We start from the raw sequence: 24,600 nt of genomic DNA on the forward strand, positions 1-24,600 counted from the left end.
GAAGAAAGTCCTGCACAACGAACTGTGGCCCCGGTTCACGAAGAACCGGGGCCACAGAAAGGTACAAACTACGCGCGGACCGTCAGTCCGACCTTCTGGAACTCCTTGAGGTCGGAGTACCCGGCCTTGGCCATCGACCGACGAAGACCGCCGACGAAGTTCAGAGAACCGTACGGATCATCCGAAGGACCGCTCAGGACCTGATCCAGGCTCGGACGCTCGCCGTAGGAAACCGGAAGAAGCGCTCCACGAGGAACCGAAGGATGAGCCGCAGCGGACGGCCAGTACCAGCCGCCACCCGGCGCCTCGGCGGACACGGCCAGCGGCGCGCCCAGAACGGCAGCGTCGGCACCGCAGGCGATGGCCTTCGCCAGATCACCCGAAGTTGCGATGTCACCGTCGGCGATGACGTGGACGTAGCGTCCACCCGTCTCGTCGAGGTAGTCGCGCCTGGCTGCTGCAGCGTCGGCAATGGCCGTGGCCATCGGAACGCCGATACCCAGGACCTCACCGGTGGTGGTTGCACCCTCGGTGGAGCCGTACCCGACGATGACACCGGCAGCGCCGGTACGCATCAGGTGCAGCGCGGTGCGGTGGTCACTGACCCCACCAGCGACAACCGGAACGTCGAGTTCCGAGATGAACGTCTTGAGGTTCAGCGGTTCCTGCTCGGTGTGCACGACGTGCTCGGCCGAGATGATGGTGCCGTGGACGACCAGCAGGTCGATTCCGGCCTTGATCAGCTCGGGCGTCAGTGCGCGCGCATTCTGCGGACTGACCCGAACGGCAGTGGTGACCCCCGAATCACGGACCTGCGCCACCGCAGCAGCCAGAAGACCCGCCTGCAGCGGTGCCGCGTGCAGCTCCTGCAAGTAGCGGATGGCTGCGTCGACGCCACCGTCCTTCTCGGCGATCTCGACGAGACGCCGGAGCTTCTCCTCGACATCGGGGTGACGGCCCCACAGGCCTTCACCGTTGATGACACCGAGGCCGCCGCGCTTACCCAGCTCGATCGCGAAGGTCGGCGAGACCAACGCGTCGGTGGGATGTGCGAGGACTGGGATGTCGAACCTGTAAGCGTCGAGCTGCCAAGCAGTCGACACCTCCTTCGACGAACGGGTTCGCCGGGAGGGAACGATGTTCACATCGTCCAACTCGTAGGTACGTCGGGCCGTTCGACCCATGCCGATCTCAACGAGGTCGCGCACGCGCGCCCCTTTCTCGTGTACTGGTTGCTAACGAGCGGTGTAGTTGGGTGCTTCGACAGTCATCGTGATGTCGTGCGGATGGCTTTCCTTCAAACCGGCCGCCGTGATCTGGACGAACTGAGCGTTCTGCAGGTGCTCGATCGTCGCCGACCCCGTGTAACCCATGGCAGCGCGCAGACCACCGGTGAGCTGGTGCGTCACCTGGGAAAGCGGGCCACGGAACGGAACACGTCCTTCGATGCCTTCCGGAACCAACTTGTCCTCGGAAAGTACGTCGTCCTGGAAGTACCGGTCCTTGGAGTACGACTTGGCCTCGCCACGCGATTGCATCGCGCCGAGCGAACCCATTCCGCGGTAGCTCTTGAACTGCTTGCCGCCGACCAGGATCAGTTCGCCGGGCGATTCAGCGGTACCGGCCAGGAGCGAACCCAGCATGGCCGTCGACGCACCCGCGGCGAGAGCCTTCGCGATGTCACCGGAGAACTGGAGTCCACCGTCAGCGATGACGGGCACACCGAGAGGCTTGCACGCGGCAACCGCTTCCAGGATGGCCGTGACCTGAGGGGCACCGACGCCGGCGATGACGCGGGTGGTGCAGATGGAACCAGGGCCGACTCCGACCTTGACGGCATCGACACCGGCTTCGACCAGTGCCAGAGCACCCGCGCGCGTAGCGACGTTGCCACCGATGATCTGAACCCGCTCACCCAGTTCACGCTTGAGCTTGGCGATCATGTCGAGAACGTTGGACGAATGACCGTGCGCACTGTCAACCACAAGTACGTCCACACCGGCATCGGTGAGCGCCATCGCACGCTGGAAGGCGTCGTCGCCTGCACCGACTGCAGCGCCGACGAGCAGTCGACCGTCACGGTCCTTGGTGGCGTCCGGATGCTGCTCGGTCTTGACGAAGTCCTTGACCGTGATCAGGCCGGTGAGCTTGCCGTTGCCGTCGACGATCGGCAGCTTCTCGATCTTGTGCCGACGAAGAAGGCCCAGTGCCACGTCTGCGGTGACGCCTTCCTGAGCGGTGATCAGCGGCATCTTGGTCATGATCTCGACGACCGGACGATTCTGGTCGACCTCGAAACGCATGTCACGGTTCGTGACGATGCCGACCAACTGGCCGGCGTCGTCGGTGACCGGCAGACCCGAGATGCGGAAGCGAGCGCACTTCGCGTCGACCTCACCCATGGTGTCGGTCGGCTTACACGTGACGGGATCGGTCACCATGCCGGCCTCGGAGCGCTTGACGGTCTCGACCTGTCCTGCCTGAACCTCGACGGACGAGTTGCGGTGCAGAACACCCATGCCGCCGGCGCGTGCCATCGCAATTGCCATGCGCGACTCGGTGACGGTGTCCATCGCAGAACTGACCAACGGAATCCGCAGACGGATGTCGCGGGTCAGTTGACTGGACGTGTCGACCTGGCTCGGGATGACGTCGGACGCAGCAGGCAACAGCAGCACGTCGTCGTAAGTCAGTCCCAGCATCGCGACCTTGTTGGGGTCGTCTCCTCCGGTGTGTACATGTCCTGCAGAACTACTCATGCGGTCAGGACCCTCCATGGACCTAGATTCGCCCAGGGCGACCGCTGTAGCAGCCGCCTCGAAACGGATTACGAAAGCTGGATATCGGATAGAAGGCGCCTGCACGGAAAGAAATTCCTGGCACCTTTTCCCGGCGTTGCACACCATGGTATCGGCTCACTCAAAGGTCCGAACCATCCCACCCACGCTGCGGGTACGCGTAACAAGTGGCGCTGACCCCCCTGACCTGCGTACCGTGGTGCTGTGCGTGATCAACTGCCCCCCGGTCTGCCGCCAGATCCCTTCGCCGGCGACCCAGCTGACCCCTCCGCGGCTCTCGATGCCATCGAGCCGGGCCAACCACTCGACCCCCACGAACGCCAAGCGGTCGAGGAGGATCTCGCTGACCTCGCCGTCTACGAGGCGCTCCTCGCCCACCGCGGCATCCGCGGTCTCGTAGTGTGCTGCGAGGACTGCCAACAAGATCACTACCACGACTGGGACATGCTGCGCGCAAACCTGCTACAGCTCCTCGTGGACGGAACCGTCCGCCCCCACGAGCCTGCCTACGACCCGATGCCTGAGGCATATGTCACGTGGGACTACTGCCGTGGATACGCCGACGCGTCGATGAACGAGGCGATGCACGGCGACGGTTTCGACAGCTGAGCGAAACCCCACCAGGTTCATACGAAAGTGGCCGACAAGCAATTGCTTGTCGGCCACTTTCGTATGAACCTGGACCGCAACGATGCGATCAGAGCGGGAACCTCAGGGTGGGGGTGAAGAAGAATCACCCGACGGCGACGAGGCCGGGGCCAGTGACGTCGTTGTCGTGGTGGTCGTCGTGGTCGTGGTAGTCGTCGTGGGCGACGATGACGGTGTAGACGACGCCGCGCTTGGACCAGGCGCTTGCATGATTCCAGGGTCGGGCGTTGTCGTTGTGGTCACGCCGCCAGACAACTGAGGGTTGGCCGGATTGACTGAAGTCCCCGGAATCGCCGTGGGAGAGGTGGCAAGCGAGGATTGCTGATCGGACGTCAACGGCGGTACTGCGGGTGACGTGGTCTCCTGGACCTGCGTCATCAACTTGCCCCAACGCTCGACGAGATCCGTCTTGTCCTGCGAGTCCTTGACCGCATCGGCACGGTGAGCTGCGTTGTCCAGCACCATCTTTGCCGCGGGAATGTCCCCGGCGGCCAACAGACGCTCGGCCTTTTCCAGCTCGGATGTCGTGTCGATCTTCGCGACCGTCGAGTTGGCCTCGTCGGCGAAGACGACCTGCTTGACGCCCCAGAGGGCATCGCCGGGCTGGGCGTCGTACGCCATCGCTGTGGCGCCACCGAAGACCACTGCTGCAACAGCTGCTGCGGCGGCGATCGGGCGGACCACACGCAATCGGGAACGGGAACGTGAACGCTGACGATCGGAGAAGCCGGACGGCGTCGCTGTGATTGCAGCGATGACATCGTCCAACAACGGACCCTCGGGCATCGGAGTCGCAACGACATCGTCACGCCATTGCGAGAGAATCAACGCAAGTTCGTACTGTTCGGTGCTATCGGTTGCTACCGGCCCGCCACTCGAAATGGACTCGATCAGCGCATCGTCACGCCGAACCGCAGCCAAGTCCACTGGCGTACCGTCGTCGGCGAGATCACCGAGATTCGAAGCGTCACGCCCCTCGTCTCTAGCCAAAGCTCTCACCTGCTTTCGTTACTTCTTTTTTCAGTTTCGCGATCGCCCTGTGCTGAGCGACTCGTACAGCTCCGGCGGTACTACCGACGGCGACGGCCGTTTCCTCGGCCGACATCCCGACCACCAGGCGAAGTATCAAGATTTCTCGATGCTTCTCCGGAAGTGTGCCGAGAAGTTCATGCATCTGTCTGCTGGACTCCGAATCGAGCGCTCGCTGTTCGGGACCATCATCCAGTGCTATTACATCCGGTACTTCGGAAACGGGCTCCGACTTGTTACGGGCGGAACTTCTATGTGCGTCCGCAACCTTGTGCGCGGCAATTCCGTACACAAAGGCCATGAACGGGCGTCCCTGGTCTTGATAACGCGGCAGCGCGGTCATCACGGCCAGACACACTTCCTGCGCGACGTCGTCAGCGGACAGGTGTCCCCGCTCGGCCGCACCCACTCGACCGCGGCAGTAGCGCACCACCATCGGTCGGATGTTCTCCAGAACCAAAGCTAGAGCTGTACGGTCGCCCTGCGCAGCAGCGGCGACCGCGGTGTCCAACTCATCGCTCGTATTTGTCATCGTCAGCGAAAATCCTGGCGTTACAGTGGCACCTCCCGAGCGGGTGTGCTCCCGCTCTCAGCGGAACCCTCTAAGAGTAACCATCCGGACCGGCTGGTCTCCGCATGCCCGCCCAGCAGTCGCGATATCGAAACAGCCCTGTGGGAATCGTTCGCGAGAGACTTCGGGTGGATCGATTACGACAAAGGTAGGAGTGATCCACCGCGCATCGCAATCAGATCGCCGATCTCACGGGCACTCGGCGAGGTCCTCCCGCCGCTCACGCCCTCGATCAGCAGCGACGACGCCCAGGCCAGGGGCAGCAGGCCGTATTGCTGACACCGCGCCAGCACTTCCGCTGCCGACTCCACCGCCGAGCTCGGGTCTGTTCCGGTCAGCGCGGCGCTGCGCAGTAGATCCGACTTCACGCGGTGCCGGACGGACTCCGATTTCCCCGACAATTCGACGGCGCGTTCTGCGTGTCTGCGGGCGCGCGCGAAGTCACCTCCTGCCAGAGCCAGTTCCGCCGAGACCCATTCGATCCGAATTTCCTGCCGCCACAGCCCGCCCTCGCCGCCCAGACGGGTCCGACATTCCGCCAGCAGGCGCCAGCCGAGCGGAAGCCGGCCACAGCCGAGGGCGTCCGCGGCCAGACCGGTCAGAGCGTCACAGGCAGCCTCTGGATCGACTGGCAGACCGCCGACGATCGCCAGTGCGCGCCCGTCCCACGTCGACGCGAGTGCATGACGTCCACTCTGGCGAAGAAACGACGCCCTCGTACTGGCAGACAGGGAGGCAAGAACTCGATCCGCGTGCGTCGAGGACCCCGTCGTGAGCCGATCGAGGACATCCAATGCTGCCCGCGCCCTGGCGTAGTGCCCCTGACCACCCAGAATTACTGCCGTTGTCCACCAATCCCGGGTAGAGCACGGCGCCGGGAGACGGTCAAGGTCCGGATCCGCACCGAATGCAGCGGATTCGAGAGTCCCGGGAAGGCCAGGTGACTCAGTGAACGAAGGCGATTCAGGGGGCTCAGGTGTCGACACAGGTAGATCATCGCAGCAGCGCCAACAGACAAGCGCCTGACCGATGCCGTTTGCCGCACGGGAAGACGAAAAGGCAAGTTTGTCGGAGTTAATCAGATATTCAACTGAGATTTGCCGAATGTACTCGTAATGATATTTAACGGGCATATATCCGTGACGTTAACTGCGCATTACTTATTGGACAAATGTCCTAGTTGAAACTTGGGCACTAAGTCCCGAAATGGAGTACGACCCTGCCCGCGCAATATCGGACAAATGACGCAAACCGAGCCGAACGACTGAGTGTTTTCGCCGGGCGATCAGCACCAAACATATCCCTGATCTGTGGGTTTCGCATCTCGAGCAGCCAGGCTTGCCTGCCACCACCTCGATCGACCCGATTTCAACATCGGCGCAGCACAACGCATGAGAGACCCGAAATGTAAATATATACTTCGTTAACTCTCGCATTTCGATATATGCCGATCGCCACTGAACGAGCCTATTGACGCGATTTACTCAGCACCCTTACGGTTAGCAAGCGTGAACGATTCAGAAGGCCCGGATAACCTCCGGGCAACTTGGTCCGCTCGTTGATCAACGCGAGCTTGCAGTAAGGAGTCAACATGCCTGCACCGAATCACCTTCCAGGCCCCAACGCAGACATCTGGGACTGGCAGATGCACGGTCTGTGCCGCGGAGTCGACTCCTCCATGTTCTTCCATCCCGATGGCGAACGCGGTAGAGCACGTGCCCAGCGCGAAACCCGCGCAAAAGAGATGTGCCGTCAGTGCCCGGTACTGATGCAGTGCCGCAGCCACGCGCTGACCGTCGCCGAGCCGTACGGCATCTGGGGAGGAATGTCGGAAACCGAACGTGAACTACATGCGCGCCACCGTCGCACCACCCGCATAGCTTCCTGATACACGTAGGTCGAGTGCACAAGGCCCCCGAGAGTTTTCGGGGGCTTTTGCTTGTTTACATCAGCTCCTGAAAAGAATTTCCGACTCCGACCCATCCTGTCGACAACCGACTCCGAATGCCTTCTGACAGTGCACCTCAGCACATCCCTTCAGGAAGGCAGACCCATGAACACCTCTACTCGAGTTCTGGCAGTCACCGCAGCAGCCTCTTTCGCCGTCTTCGGCGTCGTCGGTTGCTCCTCCGACGACAACGATTCGTCGACCGACACGTCCAGCGCCGCCATGACGTCTTCTGCCATGGGATCGAGCATGTCTCCCAGCAGCGCGATGGCGGAGCCTGCTTCTGATCTGGTCGGTGCCGGTTGTGCCGACTATGCAGCCGCAGTGCCGAGCGGCGCCGGATCGGTCAGCGGAATGGCCCAGGATCCGGTTGCCACAGCGGCATCCAACAATCCGTTGCTCACCACCTTGACCGCGGCAGTCTCCGGACAGCTCAACCCGGACGTCAACCTGGTCGACACTCTCAACGGCGGCGAGTTCACCGTCTTCGCGCCGATCGACTCGGCATTCGCCAAGATCGACCCCGCGACGATCGACAGCCTCAAGACGGACAGCGCCACGCTCACCAAGATCCTCACCTACCACGTGGTTCCCGGCCAGATCGCTCCTGACGCGATCGACGGAACGCACCCCACCGCCGAGGGCGGAACGGTCACCGTCACCGGATCCGGTGACAACATCAAGGTCAACGACGCAACTGTCGTCTGCGGTGGAGTCAAGACCGCAAACGCCACCGTCTACCTCATCGATTCGGTGCTGATGCCGCAGTAGTCCCCACCTGCTGTGCGCCTTTATTAACCCCCCGCGGTTAATAAAGGCGCACAGCGGCCAACGGCGGGCCGAGAGAAAAGAACCGGACATGCACGCTACGGTTGTACGCGATGAAGCGAGACAACTCTTCGTGAGCGAGCCAGACCATGCGTCGGATGCGGCCGACGCATGCCCGACGGACAATTCTGCGGCCCGCACCGCGCGAATCGTGGAATCACGCGAGCTGGCAGTGATCCTCGCGAACGTGGCCGGTGGCGACCAGAGCGCCTTTGCCGAGTTCTACGACCGAACCAGCTCCCGTGTCTACGGCATGGTTCTCCGTGTACTCCGTGATCCAGGCTTCTCCGAGGAAGCGGTCCAAGAGGTCTACCTCCAAGCCTGGAAATCGGCCGACAGCTTCGATCCTGCCAAGGGGTCCGCACTCTCCTGGCTTCTGACATTTGCCCACCGCCGCGCGGTGGATCGCGTGCGCTCCGAACAGTCGAGTTCGGATCGACAGGCTCTCTACGACACCACCAATGCCACTCCCGAGTTCGACGTCGTCAGCGACGAAGTGACACGAAGAGACGAGCATCGTGCTGTCACCGACTGTCTCGAAACGCTGACGGACACTCAGCGCCAATCGGTGACTCTCGCCTATTACGGCGGCCGAACGTACCGCGAGGTGGCCGAAGATCTCGGCGTGGCGATTCCCACGATCAAGTCGCGAATTCGCGACGGACTACTGCGCCTACGTGGATGTTTGGGGGTGATGTGAGATGGACGAAGAGCTGATCGACTACGCGTACGCCTACGCGATCGATGCGTTGGACCTCGACGAGCGCCGTGAGGTCGACAGACGACTTGCCGCTTCGGACTCCGCGACCCGCGCCGAATTCGACGCCCAGGTCCGACTCACCTCCGAAACCATGGCCGCGATGACCGTCGTCGACGCCGTCGAGCCCCCGCCGTCACTGCGCAGCAGCGTCCTCGCCTCGATCGCAGAACAGACCGCGGCTCCCAACGCCCCGGTTTCGCTGGCCGAGCGTCGTAACCGTCGACGCCCGTGGACCATGGCTCTTGCGGCGGCCGCCGCAGTCGCAATCCTGGTCGGCGGCATCGGAATCGGACGCACGCTGTCCGACAACACGCCGCCGCAGAACCCCGCATCCGAAATCATGGCAGCACCCGACGTTCATGCCACGACGCGTGACATCCCGGGCGGCGGTAGTGCCACGACGCTGTTCTCGCCCTCCGAAGACGCCGCAGTCCTCGTGATGAACGATGTGACTCCCCCGAGTCCGGATACCGTCTACCAGATGTGGCTGGTGCCGGGCGACACCGACGACACCACGATGATCCCGATGGGGACGATGGCTCCGAGCGACGTCAAACCCACTACCCAGGTGGTGCTCGACGGCATCGGCCCGAACACGAAGTTGGCGTTCACGGTCGAACCGCCCGGCGGATCGCAGCAGCCCACCAGCGAGCCGTTCGCAACGATCCCGCTCATCTGATCGCCAGACGAAAGAAGAGATCCCCCACCGGAATCCGGTGGGGGATCTCTTCTTTGTCGAAACTACGAGCAGCGAGCTAGTGGCTGTGACCGTGTCCGGTGTCGGCAACTGCCTCGGTCGGCTTCTCGACGACAGCGCTCTCGGTCGTGAGGATCATGCGCGCGACGGAAGCGGCGTTGACCACTGCCGAGCGAGTGACCTTGACCGGGTCGACGACGCCGTCGGCAAGCAGGTTGCCGTAGGTGAGGGTGGCAGCGTTGAAGCCTTCGCCCTTGGTCATCTCGGCGACCTTGCTGACAACGACGGATCCGTCGATGCCTGCGTTGCTGGAGATCCAGAACAACGGAGCGTTGAGGGCTTCACGGACCACGGCAACGCCGGTGGCCTCGTCACCCGACAGGCCGAGGTTCCCGATCAGAGCCGTACCGGCCTGAACAAGAGCCGATCCGCCACCGGGGACGATGCCCTCGGCAACTGCTGCCTTGGCTGCGTTGACCGCATCCTCGACGCGGAACTTGCGTTCCTTGAGATCGGTTTCGGTGGCTGCGCCGACCTTGATGACGGCCACGCCGCCGGACAGCTTCGCCAGACGCTCTTCGAGCTTCTCGCGGTCCCAATCCGAATCGGTGTTCTCGATCTCGCGACGCAACTGCGCGACGCGGGTCGCGATGTCGTCAGCGGTGCCGGCACCGTCGACGATGACCGTCTCGTCCTTGGTGACGACAACGCGGCGAGCGCTGCCGAGCAGGTCGAGGCCGGCTTCCTTCAGGGAGAGGCCGACGTCGGTGTTGATGACGGTGCCTGCCGTGACGACTGCGAGGTCGTCGAGGAATGCCTTGCGACGATCACCGAAGAACGGCGCCTTGACGGCGACGGCCTTGATGGTCTTGCGAATGGAGTTGACCACCAGGGTGGAGAGAACTTCACCCTCGACGTCCTCGGCGATGATCAAGAGCGGCTTGCCGGATTCGGCAACCTTCTCGAGCAGCGGCAAGAAGTCGGGAAGTGAGCTGATCTTCTCGCGGAAGAGCAGGATCAACGCGTCTTCGTAGACGGCCTTCTGCGCATCGATGTCGGTGACGAAGTAGGGCGAGAGGTAGCCCTTGTCGAACTGAACGCCTTCGGTGACAACGAGTTCGGTTGCAACGGTGGAGGATTCCTCGACCGTCACGACGCCGTCGGTTCCGACACGGGTGAGTGCCTCGCCGACGAGCTTGCCGATCTCTTCGTCACGCGAGGAGACGGTGGCGACCTGGGCGATCGACTTCTCGCCCTCGACCGGGGTGGCCGCGGCGAGCAGTTCCTCGACGACCTTGTCGGCTGCGGCGTTGATGCCGACGCCGAGCGCCATCGGGTTCGCGCCCGCTGCGATGTTCTTGAGTCCGCCGCGGACGATGGCCTGGGCCAGAACGGTCGCGGTCGTGGTGCCGTCGCCGGCAACATCGTTGGTCTTGGTGGCGACGCTCTTGACGAGCTGCGCGCCGAGGTTCTCGAAGGGATCTTCGAGCTCGATCTCACGGGCGATGCTCACACCGTCGTTGGTGACGGTGGGGCCGCCGAATGCCTTGGCGAGCACGACGTGGCGTCCACGCGGGCCCAAGGTCACCTTGACGGCGTCGGCAAGCTTGTCGACTCCGGCTTCGAGAGCGCGGCGTGCGGTCTCGTTGAACGCAATTTGCTTGGACATCTGTTCTGTCAGCTCCTGAATCTTCGGGGCGCGAACGCATTCCGCCCCGGGATCCTGTGTGGACTCCGGGGCGGATCACGTGTGTCTTACTTGGAGACGACAGCCAGCACGTCGCGTGCCGACAGGATCAGGTATTCCTGGCCGGCGTACTTGATCTCGGTTCCGCCGTACTTGGAGTAGATGACCGTGTCACCCTCCTTGACGTCGACCGGGATGCGGTTGCCCTGCTCGTTGACGCGGCCTTCGCCGACTGCAACGACGGTGCCCTCCTGGGGCTTTTCCTTGGCTGTGTCAGGAATGACCAGGCCGGAAGCCGTCGTCGTTTCAGCCTCGTTGGCCTGGACGAGGATCTTGTCCTCGAGCGGCTTGATGTTGACGCTCGCCACGATGAGCCCTCCACTTTGGGGTATGTGCGTCCGAGGCGATCCTCGGACAGCTGTTTGGGTATGCCGTTTACGGCGCGTCACTGCAGTCCCGTCGTCGCGGGTGCCGGAACTCGATCAGCGCCAATTGGCACTCTATACGTGAGAGTGCCAACCCTCAAGGACTGGGCGCATTTTTTCTCTTCGTCCAGAGCGAAACAGGACAGCCGTCCACCACGTTCACCTATTGTTCACTTCGTGACGAACATCAATCGCCGTAGTTTTCTGACCTTCGCCGGACTCGGCGCCGTCGGCGCGGTCAGCCTTGGCAAGCCGTGGGGCCTGCAATACGCAGGCGCGTCGACCATTCCGACGTCAGGTCCCGGCACCACTCTCGAGTCCGTGTCCACGCCCGTCAGCAGCAGCGGCTACACCAGGCTCACTGCCGGTCCCGGTTGGGCGAACATCGTGCGCAGCGAGTTGGCCGAGCCGAAGTCAGGACGCGAGGACCGACGCACCGCGCTCGCCTCACTCGTGCAGTTGACCGACGTCCACATCGTCGACGCCCAGTCCCCCATGCGCTTCGAATACGTCCATCAGATCACCGGCTCGGCGTTCCGCCCCCAGGAGACCTTGACGGCGCACGGGTTGATTTCGCTTGTCCGACGCGTCAATTCGATCGGGAGCGGCCCGCACACCTCGCGCCCCTTCGATGCCGTGGTCACCACCGGCGACAACACGGACAACAAGGAATTCGCCGAACTCGACTGGTTCCTCACCTCACTCAACGGCGGAACCGTCGTCGCCAACACCGGCGCCAAGGACCGCTACGAGGGTGTGCAGAACTCGGGCGCCGATCTCTACTGGAACCCTGAATCGCCGATGCTCGACATGTACAAGAAGGCCGGCTTCCCGGAGATCCCGGACTTCTTCGGGGCCGCTTTCACTCCCGTGTCGAGCCCCGGCCTGAACACCCCTTGGTACTGCGTGTTCGGCAACCACGACGATTCGGTGTCCGGCACGGTGCCAAGCGGCATCCCACCGCTCGAAGCGATGTACACGGGATCTCTCAAATTCGAGGTGCCCGGTTCACCGGAGCAGGCCAAGCAGATCGACATCGCCACCAAGTTCGATCCCAGCGCGATTCCCGGAATCCTGTCCGCCTTCACGACGCCGCCGCGCCAGGTCACCCCCGACCCGTCGCGCGCACCGTTCACACCCCGGCAGTTCATCGCCGCACACCTTGATCCCGCGCACACCGGCCCCGGCCCTGTCGGGCACGGTTTCGCCCCCGACGCCGGCGAAACCGGTATCGGCTACTACTCGTTCCAGATCGCACCGGGCGTCGTCGGCATCAGCATGGACTCCACCAACCGCGCAGGCCTTGTCGACGGTTCGCTGGGCGCCGCTCAGTTCCAGTGGATCGAGAACACCCTGCGCGCCGGCAGCAGCACCTACTACGACGCCGCGGGCTCTCGCGTCACCGAGTCGCGCAGTGACACCTATTTCGTGCTGTTCAGTCACCACACGAGCGACACGATGGACAATCTCATTCCCGACCCCGAGAACGTCCTCGAGCCGCGCCTGCGCGGTTCACAGCTTCTGGACTTGCTGCATCGATTCCCGAACGTACTTGCCTGGGTCAACGGACACACCCACGAGAACAAGATCACCCCGTGGCCCGGCGCGACCCCCGAGCAGGGCTTCTGGGAGATCAACACCGCCTCTCACATCGACTACCCACAGCTCGGGCGCATCATCGAGATCGCGGACAATCACGACGGAACGGTGTCGTTGCTTGCGACGCTCTTCGAAGCGGAAAGTCCCAATTCAGTCGAGTACAGCGACAAGTCGGCAGCCGGGCTCGCCTCGCTGTACCGCGAACTGTCGTTCAACGACATCCACCGCGACCCGAAGTTGACGGGTACCGGCGTCGACCAGAACGTCGAATTGTTGGTCCACACCGGACGATGACTCCGATTGCCGCAGTGTCCTAGGTGATTTCAGGTCCGCTCGAAGGCGAGCGGTGCGCTTTCGCCCACGACACTGCGGCAACCACAAATCGAACGCCGAATCCGATCAACACCAGATTGCAGACGATCTGAAGGCTCACGAGTCCCCTGGCAAGGTCCGTCTGTGCAGCGATGTCGCCGAAGCCGACGGTCGAGAACACCGACAGCGAAAAGTACAGGGCCGCCATACGCGACAGCGGTTCGGTGAAACTGCCGGCACTCGCATGCTCGACCGAAAAATAGGTGATGGACACCAACAGCAAGTAGGTCGGCATCACGACCGCCACTGCTTCGACCGCTTGCAGAGAAGGCACATCGGAACGCAGAATTCGACGCACCTGCCAGGTCGTCACGGCAAGCACCGCTGCCCCTCCACCGATCAAGAGGAAAATCGCACCCACTGTGTGGACATCGATCCACGGCAGGAAGAAGTACGCACATCCGAAGGCGATCATCGTCAGCGTGGGTCGAAGCACCGCACCCCGGATCAGCGCGCGTCGTCGATCCCGGTCGATGTGGCGAGAATCGCCTTTTTTCCGCATGAATCAATGATCGACAATTTCGCAGGTAAAACCACCCTTTCGGTCCGAAAAGGGTGTCATGGAGACAAAAAGCACTGAGCAATCCTCACGAACCTTCTGTAACGTTCATATAACGGCGGTCGATTGAACATTGACCGGTATTGACTGTGAGGAGGTGCGCGATGAGTTGTTCACTGGGAATTTCCACTGGATCTTCCGGTGTCTATTCAGCACTCGTCGACACCGATACCAGCACAAACGCGCCAGGAGCGGTACCTGCCGAGACTCGCTTCGTCTCGGCGGATCAGGCCAATTCCAACGTCGGTGACCTCGTCCGGGCGTCCATCAAGCTGATGACGACGCAGGTAACGGACGGATCTGAAGCGCCGCGCTCGATCGGTGTCAGCTATCGCACGGACGACCAGCTCGCGAGCATCAGGTCATCTCTCTCGCGCTCGCCGAAGCAGGTCCGTGCCATCCCCGAACCTGCCGCAGTACACGCGTATCTCGCCGAGACCGGGAAAACCGAGCGGTACGACACGACAGCTCAGGTGGACGTCGGCGATCAGGGTCTGACGGTGTCCGTCGTCGATCACACCGGTGAAGTTCTGCATTCCGACCGTATCGACGCCCTCGCGGGGGCCGGAATCGACCGGGCATTGGTCGACTTCGTGACGGAGAAGGCGCCAGGGCACCTGCGCCGGTACACCGACGCGGAGCTTCTTGCTGCCCGGTGCCACGTCGCGAAAGAGCAACTGTCCACTGCCGCCAAGGTGACCATCGACCTTCCCGTCGACGCAATGGCGATCACGCGCGACGAGTTCGAAGCCATCATCGCCCCGGATATCGAGCGCGCCGTCACCTTCATCCGTGAAGTCGTGAACGGCTCACCGCGGCCGGTCGGTGCCGTTGTGCTCATCGGCGGTGGCGCACACATTCCGGCCGTGCGGTCCGCCGTCGCCGCTGCCGTCGACCTCCCCTTGGTCGAGATCGTCGAGCCCGAGACTGCGGCAACCAAAGGTGCTGCACTCCTGGCAGATTCGATCACCGCAATTCGTTTCCCCTTGCTGGGCTCCGGAAGTGACCAGCGCTCGGGATCCACCGCCAAGGTCTCGGGAGCTTTGATCGGTGCGCTCGTGGTCGGCGGACTGGTACTCGGCTACGGCGCAAAGGAATTGGTGCCGACCGACGACACCGCGGTCTCGCCTGTCGGAACCGGTTCGACCACGACGACGGTGAGCCCCGAAGCGACGCCGAGCACCGGATCGACGATCATCCCCTCGCACGATCCTCTGCCTTCGGTAGTGGGCAGCACCTTCCCGCAGTACGGCTATCCCACAACGCCGTTCGACTCACAGCCGTTCGACACGCACTCGTACACAACGCATCAGTACACGCTTCCGCCGGCGCCGATACCGGACACGTCGACGACAACCACACCGCCGACGACGACAACGACCACTCCGAACTGGCCGACCATCCCCGGAATCACGCTGCCCGATCCACCGGCGTGGTGGCCGACGCTGCCGGACACCGAGGCGACTCCCCCGGTCGATCCGACCGAGGCAAACCCCGGCGGCGGTCTCGGCCCGGGTGAGAGCGGCGGCGAAAACCCGACGACGCCGGAAAATCCTGGATCCGGTTCCACCGAAACCGAACTCACCACCCCCGGTGGTGATCCGACAACAAGACCCGGTGAACCGAATACCTCGACGCCCGAACCCGGCCCCGCGACCACACCGGATCGGGAACCGGTCCCAGTCGGTTGATTCTCAGTCGGTTTGTTCTCAGCGCATCAACTGGCTGACCGAGACCGACAGCCCCGGGTCCGTGGCAACACTCAATTCCGAAGGGCCTGCACCATTTCCGATCAGGTGGGCAGCCAACGAAGCGATCATCACGCCGTTGTCCGTGCACAGTCGAGGTTTCGGAATGCGCAACGTGATGCCGGCTTCGGCGCAGCGCTGCTCGGCGAGTGAACGGATACGTGAATTGGCCGTGGCGCCGCCGCCGAGAACCAACGTGTCGACCCCGACGTCCTTGGCTGCACGCACTGCCTTCATCGTCAGGACGTCGGCAACCGCTTCCTGGAACGAGGCAGCGATGTCCGGGATCGAAAAGGCCTCGCCGGCGCGCTCTTTCGATTCGACATAGCGGGCGACGGACGTCTTGAGTCCCGAGAACGAGAAGTCGTGCCGCGAATCGCGCGGGCCGGTCATCCCGCGGGGGAAGGCTATTGCGTTCCGATCTCCCTCTTGCGCAGCAGCATCGAGTGCCGGTCCGCCGGGAAAGCCGAGCCCGAGCAGTCTGGCCACCTTGTCGAAGGCCTCACCGGCGGCATCGTCGACAGTCGTGCCCAGTTCGACAATGGGCTTGCCCAGATCTTCGACGTGAAGCAGGTGCGTGTGACCACCGGAGACCAGCAGTGCAACGCACGAGGGCAACGGACCGTGCTCGAGAGTGTCAACCGAGACGTGACCGCCGAGATGATTGACCGCATAGAACGGGATGTTCCACGCTGCGGCATAGGCTTTCGCGGCGGCGACACCGACCAGCAGCGCGCCGGCCAGGCCGGGTCCGATGGTGACGGCAAGTGCGTCGGGCTTCTCGATACCGGCGGCAGCAAGGGCACGGCGCATCGTCGGCACTATCGCCTCGAGGTGAGCCCGCGAGGCTACTTCGGGAACCACTCCCCCGTACCTGGCGTGCTGATCCACGCTCGATGCCACCTCGTCGGCCAACAGGTCGCAGGTTCCGTCACCGTTCCAGCGAACGATACCGACACCTGTTTCGTCGCAAGAGCTTTCGACACCCATGACGATCATGCTTGCTGCTCCTCAATTTCGCGGACACCGAGCACGGCGGGCCGTCTCATCGTGTACGCATCTGCCCCACTGGGCTGGTAGTACTTCTTTCGTGTTCCGACGATCTCGAATCCTTCGCGCCGGTACAGCGCGATGGCAGGGTCGTTGTCGGTGCGCACTTCCAGGAACACCGGACACTGCCGTGAATCCGCCAGGGTCAGAAGCGCATCGAGCAACGCGCCGCCGATTCCCAGTCGCTGAGCCGAGGGATCGGTACCGATGGTGTGAACCTCGGCCTCCATGTTCGGCGACGCGCCCAACAACGCGACTCCGGCGTAGCCGAGGACGTGACCGTCGGGTTCCCTGGCAACGAAGTAATGATTATGCGCGCCCGCAAGTTCCGAGACGAACGCTTGCGCGCTCCAGGGTCCGTCGCCCGCGAACAACACGCGCTCCAACTCCCCGCACCGTTCGGCGTCATCGACGTTCATCGGCTCGATGCTGTACTTCATCTGCTCGGTCTCACTTGCCACGTTCTGCGAGGGTCTTCGCATCCGGGCGTCGGAGGTACAGCGGCTCGAGCGGGGCCGGAACCGATCCGGCCAGAATCTCGCGAGCAGCGACTGTGACCAAGCCGGCCGGTGAGGGTGTCTCCGCCGGGTCGACGGGCAGATCGAAGAAGTCCACGTGCGAAGCAGATCCGGCAATCAGCGTCGAAGGCGAAGGATCAACGTCGCCGGCGGAATTCACAGCCGGTCCTTCGACGCGCACTCCGCCGGCATAGCGCGCCCAGTAGATCTCGCGACGCCTCGCATCAGTCACGACGAGCAGGCTCTGTGTGGTCGGTACCGCAGCCGCGATGGCGTCGAGGCTGCACACGCCGTACACGGGAACACCGAGTGCGTCACCGAAGGCAGCGCCTGTCGCCATGCCGACACGCAGTCCGGTGTACGGCCCCGGCCCGACACCCACGACGACGGCGTTCAACTCTGCCGGCGTGAGCCCGGCCTCGGCGAGGCATTCGAGGACGTGAGGGGTCAAGACCTCGGCGTGCGCACGAGGATTGACCGTGACACGCACGGCAAGCGTCTCCACTGTGCCCGGCGACTCGGTGCCCGGTGACTCTGCGTCCGGTGACGGAGCAGACAGGGAGACGACTCCGGCAGTGACTGCCGGAGTGGAGGTGTCAATTGCGAGAACAAGCACGATTTCTCAGGGTACCCGCACGTGAAGAACTACTTCCGGCCCGGGAGGGTCACGACGTCCATAACACCAAACGCCGTTTCACGACGTCTGCGACACAAAACGCCGTTTCACGACGTCTGCGACACAAAACGCCGTTTCACGACGTCCAGGACCAACTCGCAGTCCGCACATCCGATTCAGGTTCCCGATGAAGCTGCACTCGCAAGTGTCGTTCGACGAGCCTTTCCACGACGTCACCACCCCATTCGACCACCACCACAGCATCGGTGAGGTCGGTGTCGAGGTCGAGGGCATCGAGTTCGTCGAGCGCATGCGGTCCGCTGTCTCCCAGCCGGTATGCGTCGACGTGGATCATGCCGACGGGAACTCCGCCGCCGGGGCGGGTGCCCGGACGATGCTCACGAGCGATGACAAACGTCGGGGACGTCACCCGGCCCTGCACTCCGAGCCCGGCGCCGATTCCGCGCGTCAACGCGGTCTTGCCCGCCCCGAGTGGCCCGTCCAGCACCACCAGGTCGCCGGCAACAAGTCCCGCCGCCAAGCGTCGGCCGAAAGCCTCGGTGTCCTCGGCCGTTTCCAACGTGATCTGGCCGGATTCGGGGATTCCGGTGGCGTTCTCAGCCGACATCGGACCGCTCTTCTACCTGTGCACGCTGCACCAGCTTGTCGATTGCGTCCGTCACGATCGCCGGGAACTCGAGCTGCACCAGATGGCCGGCCCCGTGAACTCTCACGAGTTCCGACTCGGGGAGATCGGCAGCGAGACGCTTGGAGCTGATGAACGGAATCATCATGTCTTGATCGCCGCAGATCACGACTGCCGGTGTGTGCGCGAGCACCTCGAGGGACGCGGACTCGTCGTGCAGTTCCAACGTCCGCAAGAAATTGACGATGGTCACGACCGAGGTCCGGTCGAGCATGCCGTCCGACAGCTCATGCAGTCGTGGGCTGACATCGGTGCCGTACGACGCTGCACGCAGGATCGGCGTGATCAGTACTCGCGCAGCGCCCCGGGCGTGCTGAACCACTCCTGGCGAGGTGCGCACTGCCAACCGGAACCCGTCGATGATCGGATTCTGCAGATTGCGGGTCAGACCGGTCTCGGCCAGCCCTGCCGCCGTCGTCGCGACCAGCCCGACGCCGATGACTCGGCCCTCGAACCATTCGGGTCGCTGACCGGCAAGCGCGAGCACCGTCATGCCGCCCATCGAGTGGCCGACGAGAACTATCGGTCCCTTGGGCACTTTGGCCTCGACGACAGTCGCGAGGTCGCGGCCCAGCTGCGAGACCGTGCAACTCTTCGAACGCGGCATACCTGAATCTCCGTGTCCGCGCTGGTCGTAGAACACCATGCGAACCTTGTTGCCCCATCGCTCTTCGAGCTGGCGGCGCTGGAAATGCCAGGACAGCGCACTCAGGCAGTACCCGTGCACGAAAACGACTGTCAGCGGAGCGTCATCCGGTCCCACTTCGCGAACTGCCAGCTCGACGCCGTCCTCGGTGCGCACCGTGCTCTTGCGGTCGCGCGTCATGAGGTCGAAGTCCTCGTCCGCGTAGATTTCCCGGCCCGGACGCGTCGCGGTCTTGAATGCATTCACGCCGGCCATCGAGCCGAGCGCCACAGCACTGAGCAGGCCACCGAGAATGCTCATCTTTCCTGCAGTCTTCATGACGTCTCTCCCCCGATGTACGTACGCACAGTGCGTCCACGTATTCCGGTCACGACCTCGTAGTGAATGGTGTCGAGTACGTCGGCCCAGGCCTGCGCGTTGGGTTCGCCGTGATCGCCGTTGCCGAAGAAGATCGCGGTGTCGCCTTCGCGAACTCCGTCGCCGTCCGGCCCCAGGTCCACCAACACCTGGTCCATGCAGATCCGCCCGACGGCCTGGCGACGCTTGCCGCCCAACTGCACTTCGAACTTGCCGCTCAGTGAACGAGTCAGACCGTCGGCGTAGCCGACGGGAAGCAGCGCAAGAGTGGTGTCGTGCGGTGCGACCCACTGATGCCCGTAGGAGACGCCCTCTCCGGCGGCCACCTTCTTCACCAGAATCACCTTCGCTCGCAGCGTCATCGCCGGTCGTAAACCGAAATCTCCGAGTTCGGGCACCGGAGACAATCCATATATCGCGATTCCGGGTCGAACCATGTCAAATTGCAGGTCAGGACGGGTGACTGTAGCGGCGGAGTTGGAAAGATGAACGACTTCGGGGTCGAATCCGCGAGCGCGGACGTCGGCAACCGCTTCGATCAAACGCTGCTTCTGCATGTCGATGACGTCGTGATGCGGTTCGTCCGAGTGCGCAAGATGGGAAAACACTCCGCGCAGCCTGATCGTGCCCTCGTCCCGGGCAGTAGCGAGGTCGTCGAGCATCTGCGGCCACTCGGTTCTCGAGACGCCGTTGCGATTGAGACCGGTGTCCACCTTGAGCGTCACGGTCGCCTGTTGTCCCAGAACCCGTGCCGCGTCGACGACAGCAGCCAGGTGCCGCGGCGAGGACACGCCGATCTCGACGTCGGACCGGATCGCCGAGGAGAAATCGGCGTCGAGGCCGTGCAGCCAGGCCAGAACGGGAGCGGTGATGCCTGCCTCGCGAAGGACCAGTGCCTCCGCGATGGTGGTGACGCCGAGTTCCCGGGCTCCGGCCGACAGTGCCGTCCGCGCAACCGCAACTGCGCCGTGGTTGTATCCGTCCGCCTTGATGACCGCCATCAACGCTGCATCACCGGCAAATTCACGCAGGACACGCACGTTGTGCGCGATCGCGTCCAGATCGACGACTGCCTCCGTCTGCGGCCCTACTGCGTCGTCGAGTCGGCTCGCCTTCCCCTCCGCAGGCTCCTTCGGTGCTCTTCCCTGGGCAAGCGTCATGGCGACAATCCTGCCACCCGCGCAGAATCGGACACGTGTTCGGGTTTGAACACCCTCAATCAAGGGCAAAAGAGCGAAGCACACGCACCGACTCGCGCAGACCTCCCAGCAGCGGCGAAGCCGAAATCGGTGCTCCGGCGACATCGCTCTGACCGCCGGCAGCGGCGATGTTCGCAGCCAACGCGTGAGCCCGCGCCCCGACGGCCCCGGCTTCGAGAGGGCTCAGACCCGCCGCCAGCAACGCGCCGATCACACCGGAGAGGATGTCACCCGAGCCTGCGGTCGACGCCCAGGAGCCGCCGGCGTCGTTGGCCAGGACCTCACCGCCGGGATCCGAGATCACCGTCGTATGGCCTTTCAGCAGAATCGTGACTCCGAGGCGTTCGGCGAGAGCACGCGTGGCCGCGATTCTGTCGTCGCCGAGTGGTGTGAATCGTGCGAACTCGCCGGCGTGGGGCGTCAGAAGAGTCGGCGCGGTCCGGGCTGCGACAAGTTCGGGACGTTGAGCGAGGAGGGTAAGTCCGTCCGCATCGACGACAACGGGTACATCGGTAGCCAGTACCGACGCCAGAAGCCGCGCGGCGTCGTCGTCGGTACCCATACCGGGTCCGACCACCCAGGCCTGAACCCGCCCGGCGGCTTGGAACGTCTCACTCGCAATCACCTCCGGGAACCGGGCGAGCACCTCGGCGGCGCCGTGCCCGGCGTAGCGAACCAGTCCGGAGGTCGCGGTCACCGCGGCGCCGGTGCAGAGCACTCCCGCGCCGGGATACTGCTCACTTCCCGCAACGATGCCCACCACACCCTGCGAGTACTTGTCGTCCTCCGCGCCTGGCACCGGCCACAGCGCACCGACCTCGGCCGGATCGAGCGAACCGAACGCCGGTTCGCCGACGCTCAATCCGATATCCACGAGTTCGACACGACCACACAGCGGAGCCGCGAGTACGTGCACCGGCTTGAGCGCACCGAATGTGACCGTCACATCAGCGGTCACCGACGGGCCGTCCACTGCGCCGGTGTTCGCGTCGACGCCGCTCGGAAGATCGACCGCCACGATCGGTGCCTCCACCTGGCCGACGAGCTCGGCTGCGTCAGGCCTCAGACCGCCGTGCCCGGAAATCCCGACGATGCCGTCGATCACCAGATCCGGCGACCCGACTTCGGCAGCGACTCGGCCACCGGCCTTCAGGAGAGCGTCGAGGCCCGACCGATGAGCGCGCGCCGGATCGAGCAACACGGCCCGAACACTCACACCTCGTTTGCGGAGCAACGCACCCGCCCACAGGGCATCACCGCCGTTGTCGCCGGTACCGACCAGAAGCGTCACCGACCGATGCGCGACCGATCCTGTACGGGAACGTAATTCGTCCGCGACGACTCGCGCGAGACCGTACGCCGCTCGACGCATCAGCACTCCGTCGGGCAGCTTGTCGAGCAGCGGCGCCTCCGCTGCTCGCACCTGATCGGCTGTGTAGTACCCACGCATGTCGGAACCCTTCAGTTGCCGTCGCTACCCTCGAAACCATGAAATCACGTCTTCGCCCGGCAATCGCGGGACTCGTCCTCGCTCTCGGCCTGGTCGGGTGCAGTTCCGGCACCGACTCCACACCATCTGCGGCCGAAACGACGGCGAGCGGACCCGTGGTGACCATCTCCGGGATGGCGTACTCCCCCGCTTCCATCACCGTGAACGTCGGCGACACCGTCACGTGGGTATTCGACGACAACGGAATGGCCCACGACGTCAACGGCCTCGGAGACGCCAAGGGCAAACTCCGCAGCCCACTCAAGAAATCGGGAACTTACACCTACACGTTCACCGAACCCGGAACCTACGACTACACCTGTACACCGCATCCCGAGATGCGCGGAACCGTCGTCGTCGAGACGCCGTAACGCACTCGGGCCCCACAGTCTTTCGACTGCGGGGCCCGAAATTCCCTACGAAAACTATTCGACCGTAACCGATTTCGCCAGGTTACGCGGCTTGTCGACGTCGTATCCGCGTGCCGCGGCAACCTCGGCCGCAAAGATCTGCAACGGAACCGTGGACAGCAACGGCTGCAGCAGAGTCGGTGACGCGGGAATCTCGATCAGGTGATCCGCGTGCGCCGCGGCGACGGTATCGCCTTCCTCCGCGATGACGATAGTCGTTGCCCCGCGCGCCTTGATCTCCTGAATGTTGGACACCAACTTCGAGTGCAGGACAGCGCGACCCTGCGGCGACGGCATGACGATGATGACCGGAAGGTCCTCCTCGATCAGCGCGATCGGGCCGTGCTTGAGCTCACCGGCGGCAAAGCCCTCGGCGTGCATGTACGCAAGCTCCTTGAGCTTGAGCGCACCCTCGAGCGCCACCGGGTAGCCGACGTGGCGCCCCAGGAACAGCACGGTCGACGCGTGCGCGAACTGGCGTGCCAACGCGCGCACCGGTTCTGCCGTCTCGAGCACCTTGCTGACCAATGCGGGCATAGCTTCGAGGTCGGCGTACTCGCGCGCAACCTCGTCCGGATACTTGGTGCCGCGAGCCTGCGCCAAAGCCAAACCGACGAGGTAGTTCGCGGTCACCTGCGCCAGGAAGGCCTTGGTCGACGCAACCGCGATTTCCGGTCCTGCCCGCGTGTAGAGAACGGCGTCGGCTTCGCGCGGGATCTGTGCACCGTTGGTGTTGCAGATCGCCAGGACGCGTGCCTTCTGGTCCTTGGCGTGCTTGACCGCTTCGAGTGTGTCCGCCGTCTCCCCCGACTGGGAGATCGCGACAACAAGCGTCGAGCGATCCAGAACCGGGTCGCGGTAACGGAATTCGCTGGCGAGTTCGACCTCGACAGGTAGACGCGTCCAATGCTCGATCGCGTACTTCGCCAACAGTCCGGAGTGGTAGGCACTACCGCAGGCGACGACAAACACCTTGTCGACGTCGCGCAGTTCCTGATCGGACAACCGCTGCTCGTCGAGGACGATCTTCCCGTTCTCGAAGTGGCCGAGGAGCGTGTCGGCGACAGCGGTCGGCTGCTCTTCGATCTCCTTGAGCATGAAGTAGTCGTGACCACCCTTTTCGGCGGCCGCGAGATCCCAGTCGATGCGGAACGGGCGCCCCTCTGCCTCGTTGCCCGCGAAGTCTGAGATCCGATAGCTGTCGGCAGTGATCACCACTGCCTGATCCTGTCCGAGTTCAACCGCATCGCGTGTGTGCTCGATGAACGCAGCGACGTCGGAGCCGAGGAACATCTCGCCCTCACCGACACCGACGACGAGCGGCGTCGAGCGGCGGGCGGCGACAATCGTGTCCGCGTGGTCGGCGTGCGTGAAGACGAGCGTGAACGCACCTTCCAACCGACGAACCACCGACAGCGCACTCTCGATGAAATCACCTGCCGTCGGTCCGTGGGAGTACGCCCGGGCTACCAGGTGAACTGCCACCTCGGAATCCGTGTCGCTCTGAAGCTCGACGCCTGCAGCCTCGAGCTCCGCACGCAGCGGGGCGAAATTCTCGATGATTCCGTTGTGAACGACAGCCAGCTTGCCCGACGCATCACGATGCGGATGCGCATTACGGTCGGTCGGTCGCCCATGCGTCGCCCACCGGGTATGACCCATACCCGACGTACCGACAAAGTGATCCGCGCCGTACTCGCCGAGCTCCGCCTCGAGGTTGGCCAACTTACCGGCCTTACGCTCGATCTCGACCCCACCGGTTCCGTCGAGAATCGCGATTCCCGACGAGTCGTACCCGCGATACTCCATTCGCCGTAAAGCCTCCACCACAACGCCCAAAGCTGGGCGGTGGCCGACGTATCCCACGATTCCGCACATGGTGACTCAGGGTACTTGGACATCGGCGGTGGGCGCATTTTGCGGTTCCCCAGACATCCCCC

24 protein-coding genes are annotated in these 24,600 nt (G+C 63.6%); 8 read left to right on the forward strand and 16 right to left on the reverse strand.

Annotated features, from left to right (window positions below):
- Positions 1 to 68: 68 nt before the first annotated feature.
- Both CPI83_RS19550 and guaB read right to left on the reverse strand, forming a co-directional pair.
- Positions 69 to 1,208 carry a GuaB3 family IMP dehydrogenase-related protein gene (locus tag CPI83_RS19550; protein ID WP_021332462.1) on the reverse strand — a complete coding sequence of 380 codons (1,140 nt, stop codon included), beginning with the start codon at positions 1,206 to 1,208 and terminating at the stop codon, positions 69 to 71.
- 27 nt (positions 1,209 to 1,235) lie between these two features.
- Entirely contained in the window at positions 1,236 to 2,759 is a 1,524-nt protein-coding gene (gene guaB / locus CPI83_RS19555) for an IMP dehydrogenase (RefSeq protein WP_020723641.1), read from the reverse strand.
- Positions 2,760 to 3,002: 243 nt separating this feature from the next.
- On the opposite strand from guaB, the gene CPI83_RS19560 reads away from it, so the two are divergent.
- Positions 3,003 to 3,407, forward strand: a complete 405-nt coding sequence (locus CPI83_RS19560) for a DUF5319 domain-containing protein (RefSeq protein WP_003940777.1) — start codon at positions 3,003 to 3,005, stop codon at positions 3,405 to 3,407.
- A gap of 102 nt (positions 3,408 to 3,509) precedes the next feature.
- On the opposite strand, the gene CPI83_RS19565 is transcribed toward CPI83_RS19560, so the two are convergent.
- From CPI83_RS19565 to CPI83_RS19575, 3 genes are all read right to left on the reverse strand, one after another.
- The gene (locus CPI83_RS19565; RefSeq protein ID WP_020969067.1) at positions 3,510 to 4,436 is read right to left on the reverse strand and encodes an anti-sigma-D factor RsdA; all 927 of its coding nucleotides are present in this window, start codon (positions 4,434 to 4,436) and stop codon (positions 3,510 to 3,512) included.
- On the reverse strand, positions 4,429 to 5,007 hold the full coding sequence (locus CPI83_RS19570; RefSeq protein ID WP_003940953.1) for a sigma-70 family RNA polymerase sigma factor: 579 nt from the start codon (positions 5,005 to 5,007) through the stop codon (positions 4,429 to 4,431). Before CPI83_RS19570 ends, CPI83_RS19565 begins: the two co-directional genes overlap by 8 nt.
- Before the next feature lie 176 nt (positions 5,008 to 5,183).
- Entirely contained in the window at positions 5,184 to 6,032 is an 849-nt protein-coding gene (locus tag CPI83_RS19575) for a hypothetical protein (protein WP_232816774.1), read from the reverse strand.
- A 605-nt stretch (positions 6,033 to 6,637) separates the two neighbouring features.
- Between CPI83_RS19575 and CPI83_RS19580 the strand changes: the two genes are divergently transcribed.
- The 4 genes from CPI83_RS19580 (at position 6,638) to CPI83_RS19595 (ending at position 9,261) form a co-directional block, all read left to right on the forward strand.
- Positions 6,638 to 6,934 carry a WhiB family transcriptional regulator gene (locus CPI83_RS19580; protein ID WP_003940939.1) on the forward strand — a complete coding sequence of 99 codons (297 nt, stop codon included), beginning with the start codon at positions 6,638 to 6,640 and terminating at the stop codon, positions 6,932 to 6,934.
- A 165-nt stretch (positions 6,935 to 7,099) separates the two neighbouring features.
- A complete protein-coding gene (locus CPI83_RS19585; protein ID WP_007728616.1) occupies positions 7,100 to 7,765 on the forward strand; it encodes a fasciclin domain-containing protein in 666 nt (221 codons plus the stop codon).
- A gap of 88 nt (positions 7,766 to 7,853) precedes the next feature.
- Entirely contained in the window at positions 7,854 to 8,522 is a 669-nt protein-coding gene (locus CPI83_RS19590) for a sigma-70 family RNA polymerase sigma factor (protein WP_021343586.1), read from the forward strand.
- Position 8,523: 1 nt separating this feature from the next.
- Positions 8,524 to 9,261, forward strand: coding sequence for an anti-sigma factor (locus CPI83_RS19595; RefSeq protein ID WP_019747584.1), 738 nt, complete (start codon positions 8,524 to 8,526; stop codon positions 9,259 to 9,261).
- A 76-nt stretch (positions 9,262 to 9,337) separates the two neighbouring features.
- Here the strand turns inward: CPI83_RS19595 and groL are convergent, their stop codons facing one another.
- Together groL and groES are read right to left on the reverse strand one after the other, a co-directional pair.
- Complete coding sequence (groL, locus tag CPI83_RS19600) at positions 9,338 to 10,948, reverse strand: chaperonin GroEL (protein WP_019747583.1); 1,611 nt, start codon at positions 10,946 to 10,948, stop codon at positions 9,338 to 9,340.
- A gap of 86 nt (positions 10,949 to 11,034) precedes the next feature.
- A complete protein-coding gene (gene groES, locus CPI83_RS19605; protein WP_003940763.1) occupies positions 11,035 to 11,334 on the reverse strand; it encodes a co-chaperone GroES in 300 nt (99 codons plus the stop codon).
- A gap of 234 nt (positions 11,335 to 11,568) precedes the next feature.
- On the opposite strand from groES, the gene CPI83_RS19610 reads away from it, so the two are divergent.
- A complete protein-coding gene (locus CPI83_RS19610; RefSeq protein ID WP_019747582.1) occupies positions 11,569 to 13,284 on the forward strand; it encodes a TIGR03767 family metallophosphoesterase in 1,716 nt (571 codons plus the stop codon).
- Between the two features lie 19 nt (positions 13,285 to 13,303).
- Here CPI83_RS19610 and CPI83_RS19615 read toward each other — a convergent pair whose 3' ends face one another.
- Entirely contained in the window at positions 13,304 to 13,864 is a 561-nt protein-coding gene (locus CPI83_RS19615; RefSeq protein ID WP_097387599.1) for a potassium channel family protein, read from the reverse strand.
- 161 nt (positions 13,865 to 14,025) lie between these two features.
- Here CPI83_RS19615 and CPI83_RS19620 point away from each other — a divergent pair, with 161 nt between their 5' ends.
- Complete coding sequence (locus CPI83_RS19620) at positions 14,026 to 15,612, forward strand: Hsp70 family protein (RefSeq protein ID WP_097387600.1); 1,587 nt, start codon at positions 14,026 to 14,028, stop codon at positions 15,610 to 15,612.
- A gap of 18 nt (positions 15,613 to 15,630) precedes the next feature.
- On the opposite strand, the gene tsaD is transcribed toward CPI83_RS19620, so the two are convergent.
- The 7 genes from tsaD to CPI83_RS19655 all read right to left on the reverse strand — a co-directional run bounded on the left by tsaD (position 15,631) and on the right by CPI83_RS19655 (position 22,211).
- Positions 15,631 to 16,668 (reverse strand): tRNA (adenosine(37)-N6)-threonylcarbamoyltransferase complex transferase subunit TsaD, encoded by a 1,038-nt coding sequence (tsaD, locus tag CPI83_RS19625; RefSeq protein WP_029254929.1) that lies wholly within the window; start codon positions 16,666 to 16,668, stop codon positions 15,631 to 15,633.
- Positions 16,665 to 17,159: a ribosomal protein S18-alanine N-acetyltransferase gene (gene rimI / locus CPI83_RS19630; protein ID WP_047888624.1), complete on the reverse strand. Its 495-nt coding sequence runs from the start codon at positions 17,157 to 17,159 to the stop codon at positions 16,665 to 16,667. The genes tsaD and rimI overlap by 4 nt, the downstream gene beginning before the upstream one ends.
- Positions 17,160 to 17,169: 10 nt before the next feature.
- Complete coding sequence (gene tsaB / locus CPI83_RS19635) at positions 17,170 to 17,853, reverse strand: tRNA (adenosine(37)-N6)-threonylcarbamoyltransferase complex dimerization subunit type 1 TsaB (RefSeq protein WP_097387601.1); 684 nt, start codon at positions 17,851 to 17,853, stop codon at positions 17,170 to 17,172.
- Positions 17,854 to 17,989: 136 nt separating this feature from the next.
- Complete coding sequence (tsaE, locus tag CPI83_RS19640; protein ID WP_020969060.1) at positions 17,990 to 18,481, reverse strand: tRNA (adenosine(37)-N6)-threonylcarbamoyltransferase complex ATPase subunit type 1 TsaE; 492 nt, start codon at positions 18,479 to 18,481, stop codon at positions 17,990 to 17,992.
- Positions 18,471 to 19,523 (reverse strand): alpha/beta hydrolase, encoded by a 1,053-nt coding sequence (locus CPI83_RS19645; RefSeq protein ID WP_003940782.1) that lies wholly within the window; start codon positions 19,521 to 19,523, stop codon positions 18,471 to 18,473. The genes tsaE and CPI83_RS19645 overlap by 11 nt, the downstream gene beginning before the upstream one ends.
- Positions 19,520 to 20,722 carry an alanine racemase gene (gene alr, locus CPI83_RS19650; RefSeq protein ID WP_097387602.1) on the reverse strand — a complete coding sequence of 401 codons (1,203 nt, stop codon included), beginning with the start codon at positions 20,720 to 20,722 and terminating at the stop codon, positions 19,520 to 19,522. Before alr ends, CPI83_RS19645 begins: the two co-directional genes overlap by 4 nt.
- Positions 20,723 to 20,777: 55 nt before the next feature.
- Positions 20,778 to 22,211, reverse strand: a complete 1,434-nt coding sequence (locus CPI83_RS19655; protein WP_097387603.1) for an NAD(P)H-hydrate dehydratase — start codon at positions 22,209 to 22,211, stop codon at positions 20,778 to 20,780.
- 38 nt (positions 22,212 to 22,249) lie between these two features.
- Here CPI83_RS19655 and CPI83_RS19660 point away from each other — a divergent pair, with 38 nt between their 5' ends.
- Complete coding sequence (locus CPI83_RS19660; RefSeq protein ID WP_019747573.1) at positions 22,250 to 22,621, forward strand: cupredoxin family copper-binding protein; 372 nt, start codon at positions 22,250 to 22,252, stop codon at positions 22,619 to 22,621.
- A 54-nt stretch (positions 22,622 to 22,675) separates the two neighbouring features.
- Here CPI83_RS19660 and glmS read toward each other — a convergent pair whose 3' ends face one another.
- Positions 22,676 to 24,538 carry a glutamine--fructose-6-phosphate transaminase (isomerizing) gene (gene glmS / locus CPI83_RS19665; RefSeq protein ID WP_020906923.1) on the reverse strand — a complete coding sequence of 621 codons (1,863 nt, stop codon included), beginning with the start codon at positions 24,536 to 24,538 and terminating at the stop codon, positions 22,676 to 22,678.
- Positions 24,539 to 24,600 lie beyond the last annotated feature (62 nt).

Source organism: Rhodococcus sp. H-CA8f (assembly GCF_002501585.1).
GTDB lineage: Bacteria > Actinomycetota > Actinomycetes > Mycobacteriales > Mycobacteriaceae > Rhodococcus_F > Rhodococcus_F erythropolis.

Bases quoted from the DNA above. Each gene is read 5' to 3' on its own strand.
- rimI (WP_047888624.1), bottom strand. From the start codon at position 17,159: ATGAAGTACAGCATCGAGCCGATGAACGTCGATGACGCCGAACGGTGC.
- CPI83_RS19585 (WP_007728616.1), top strand. From the start codon at position 7,100: ATGAACACCTCTACTCGAGTTCTGGCAGTCACCGCAGCAGCCTCTTTC.
- alr (WP_097387602.1), bottom strand. From the start codon at position 20,722: ATGACGCTTGCCCAGGGAAGAGCACCGAAGGAGCCTGCGGAGGGGAAG.
- tsaD (WP_029254929.1), bottom strand. From the start codon at position 16,668: ATGATCGTCATGGGTGTCGAAAGCTCTTGCGACGAAACAGGTGTCGGT.
- CPI83_RS19655 (WP_097387603.1), bottom strand. From the start codon at position 22,211: ATGCGTGGGTACTACACAGCCGATCAGGTGCGAGCAGCGGAGGCGCCG.
- CPI83_RS19590 (WP_021343586.1), top strand. From the start codon at position 7,854: ATGCACGCTACGGTTGTACGCGATGAAGCGAGACAACTCTTCGTGAGC.
- CPI83_RS19645 (WP_003940782.1), bottom strand. From the start codon at position 19,523: ATGAAGACTGCAGGAAAGATGAGCATTCTCGGTGGCCTGCTCAGTGCT.
- guaB (WP_020723641.1), bottom strand. From the start codon at position 2,759: ATGAGTAGTTCTGCAGGACATGTACACACCGGAGGAGACGACCCCAAC.
- CPI83_RS19570 (WP_003940953.1), bottom strand. From the start codon at position 5,007: ATGACAAATACGAGCGATGAGTTGGACACCGCGGTCGCCGCTGCTGCG.
- glmS (WP_020906923.1), bottom strand. From the start codon at position 24,538: ATGTGCGGAATCGTGGGATACGTCGGCCACCGCCCAGCTTTGGGCGTT.
- CPI83_RS19660 (WP_019747573.1), top strand. From the start codon at position 22,250: ATGAAATCACGTCTTCGCCCGGCAATCGCGGGACTCGTCCTCGCTCTC.
- groL (WP_019747583.1), bottom strand. From the start codon at position 10,948: ATGTCCAAGCAAATTGCGTTCAACGAGACCGCACGCCGCGCTCTCGAA.
- tsaE (WP_020969060.1), bottom strand. From the start codon at position 18,481: ATGTCGGCTGAGAACGCCACCGGAATCCCCGAATCCGGCCAGATCACG.
- CPI83_RS19580 (WP_003940939.1), top strand. From the start codon at position 6,638: ATGCCTGCACCGAATCACCTTCCAGGCCCCAACGCAGACATCTGGGAC.
- CPI83_RS19615 (WP_097387599.1), bottom strand. From the start codon at position 13,864: ATGCGGAAAAAAGGCGATTCTCGCCACATCGACCGGGATCGACGACGC.
- CPI83_RS19620 (WP_097387600.1), top strand. From the start codon at position 14,026: ATGAGTTGTTCACTGGGAATTTCCACTGGATCTTCCGGTGTCTATTCA.
- CPI83_RS19595 (WP_019747584.1), top strand. From the start codon at position 8,524: ATGGACGAAGAGCTGATCGACTACGCGTACGCCTACGCGATCGATGCG.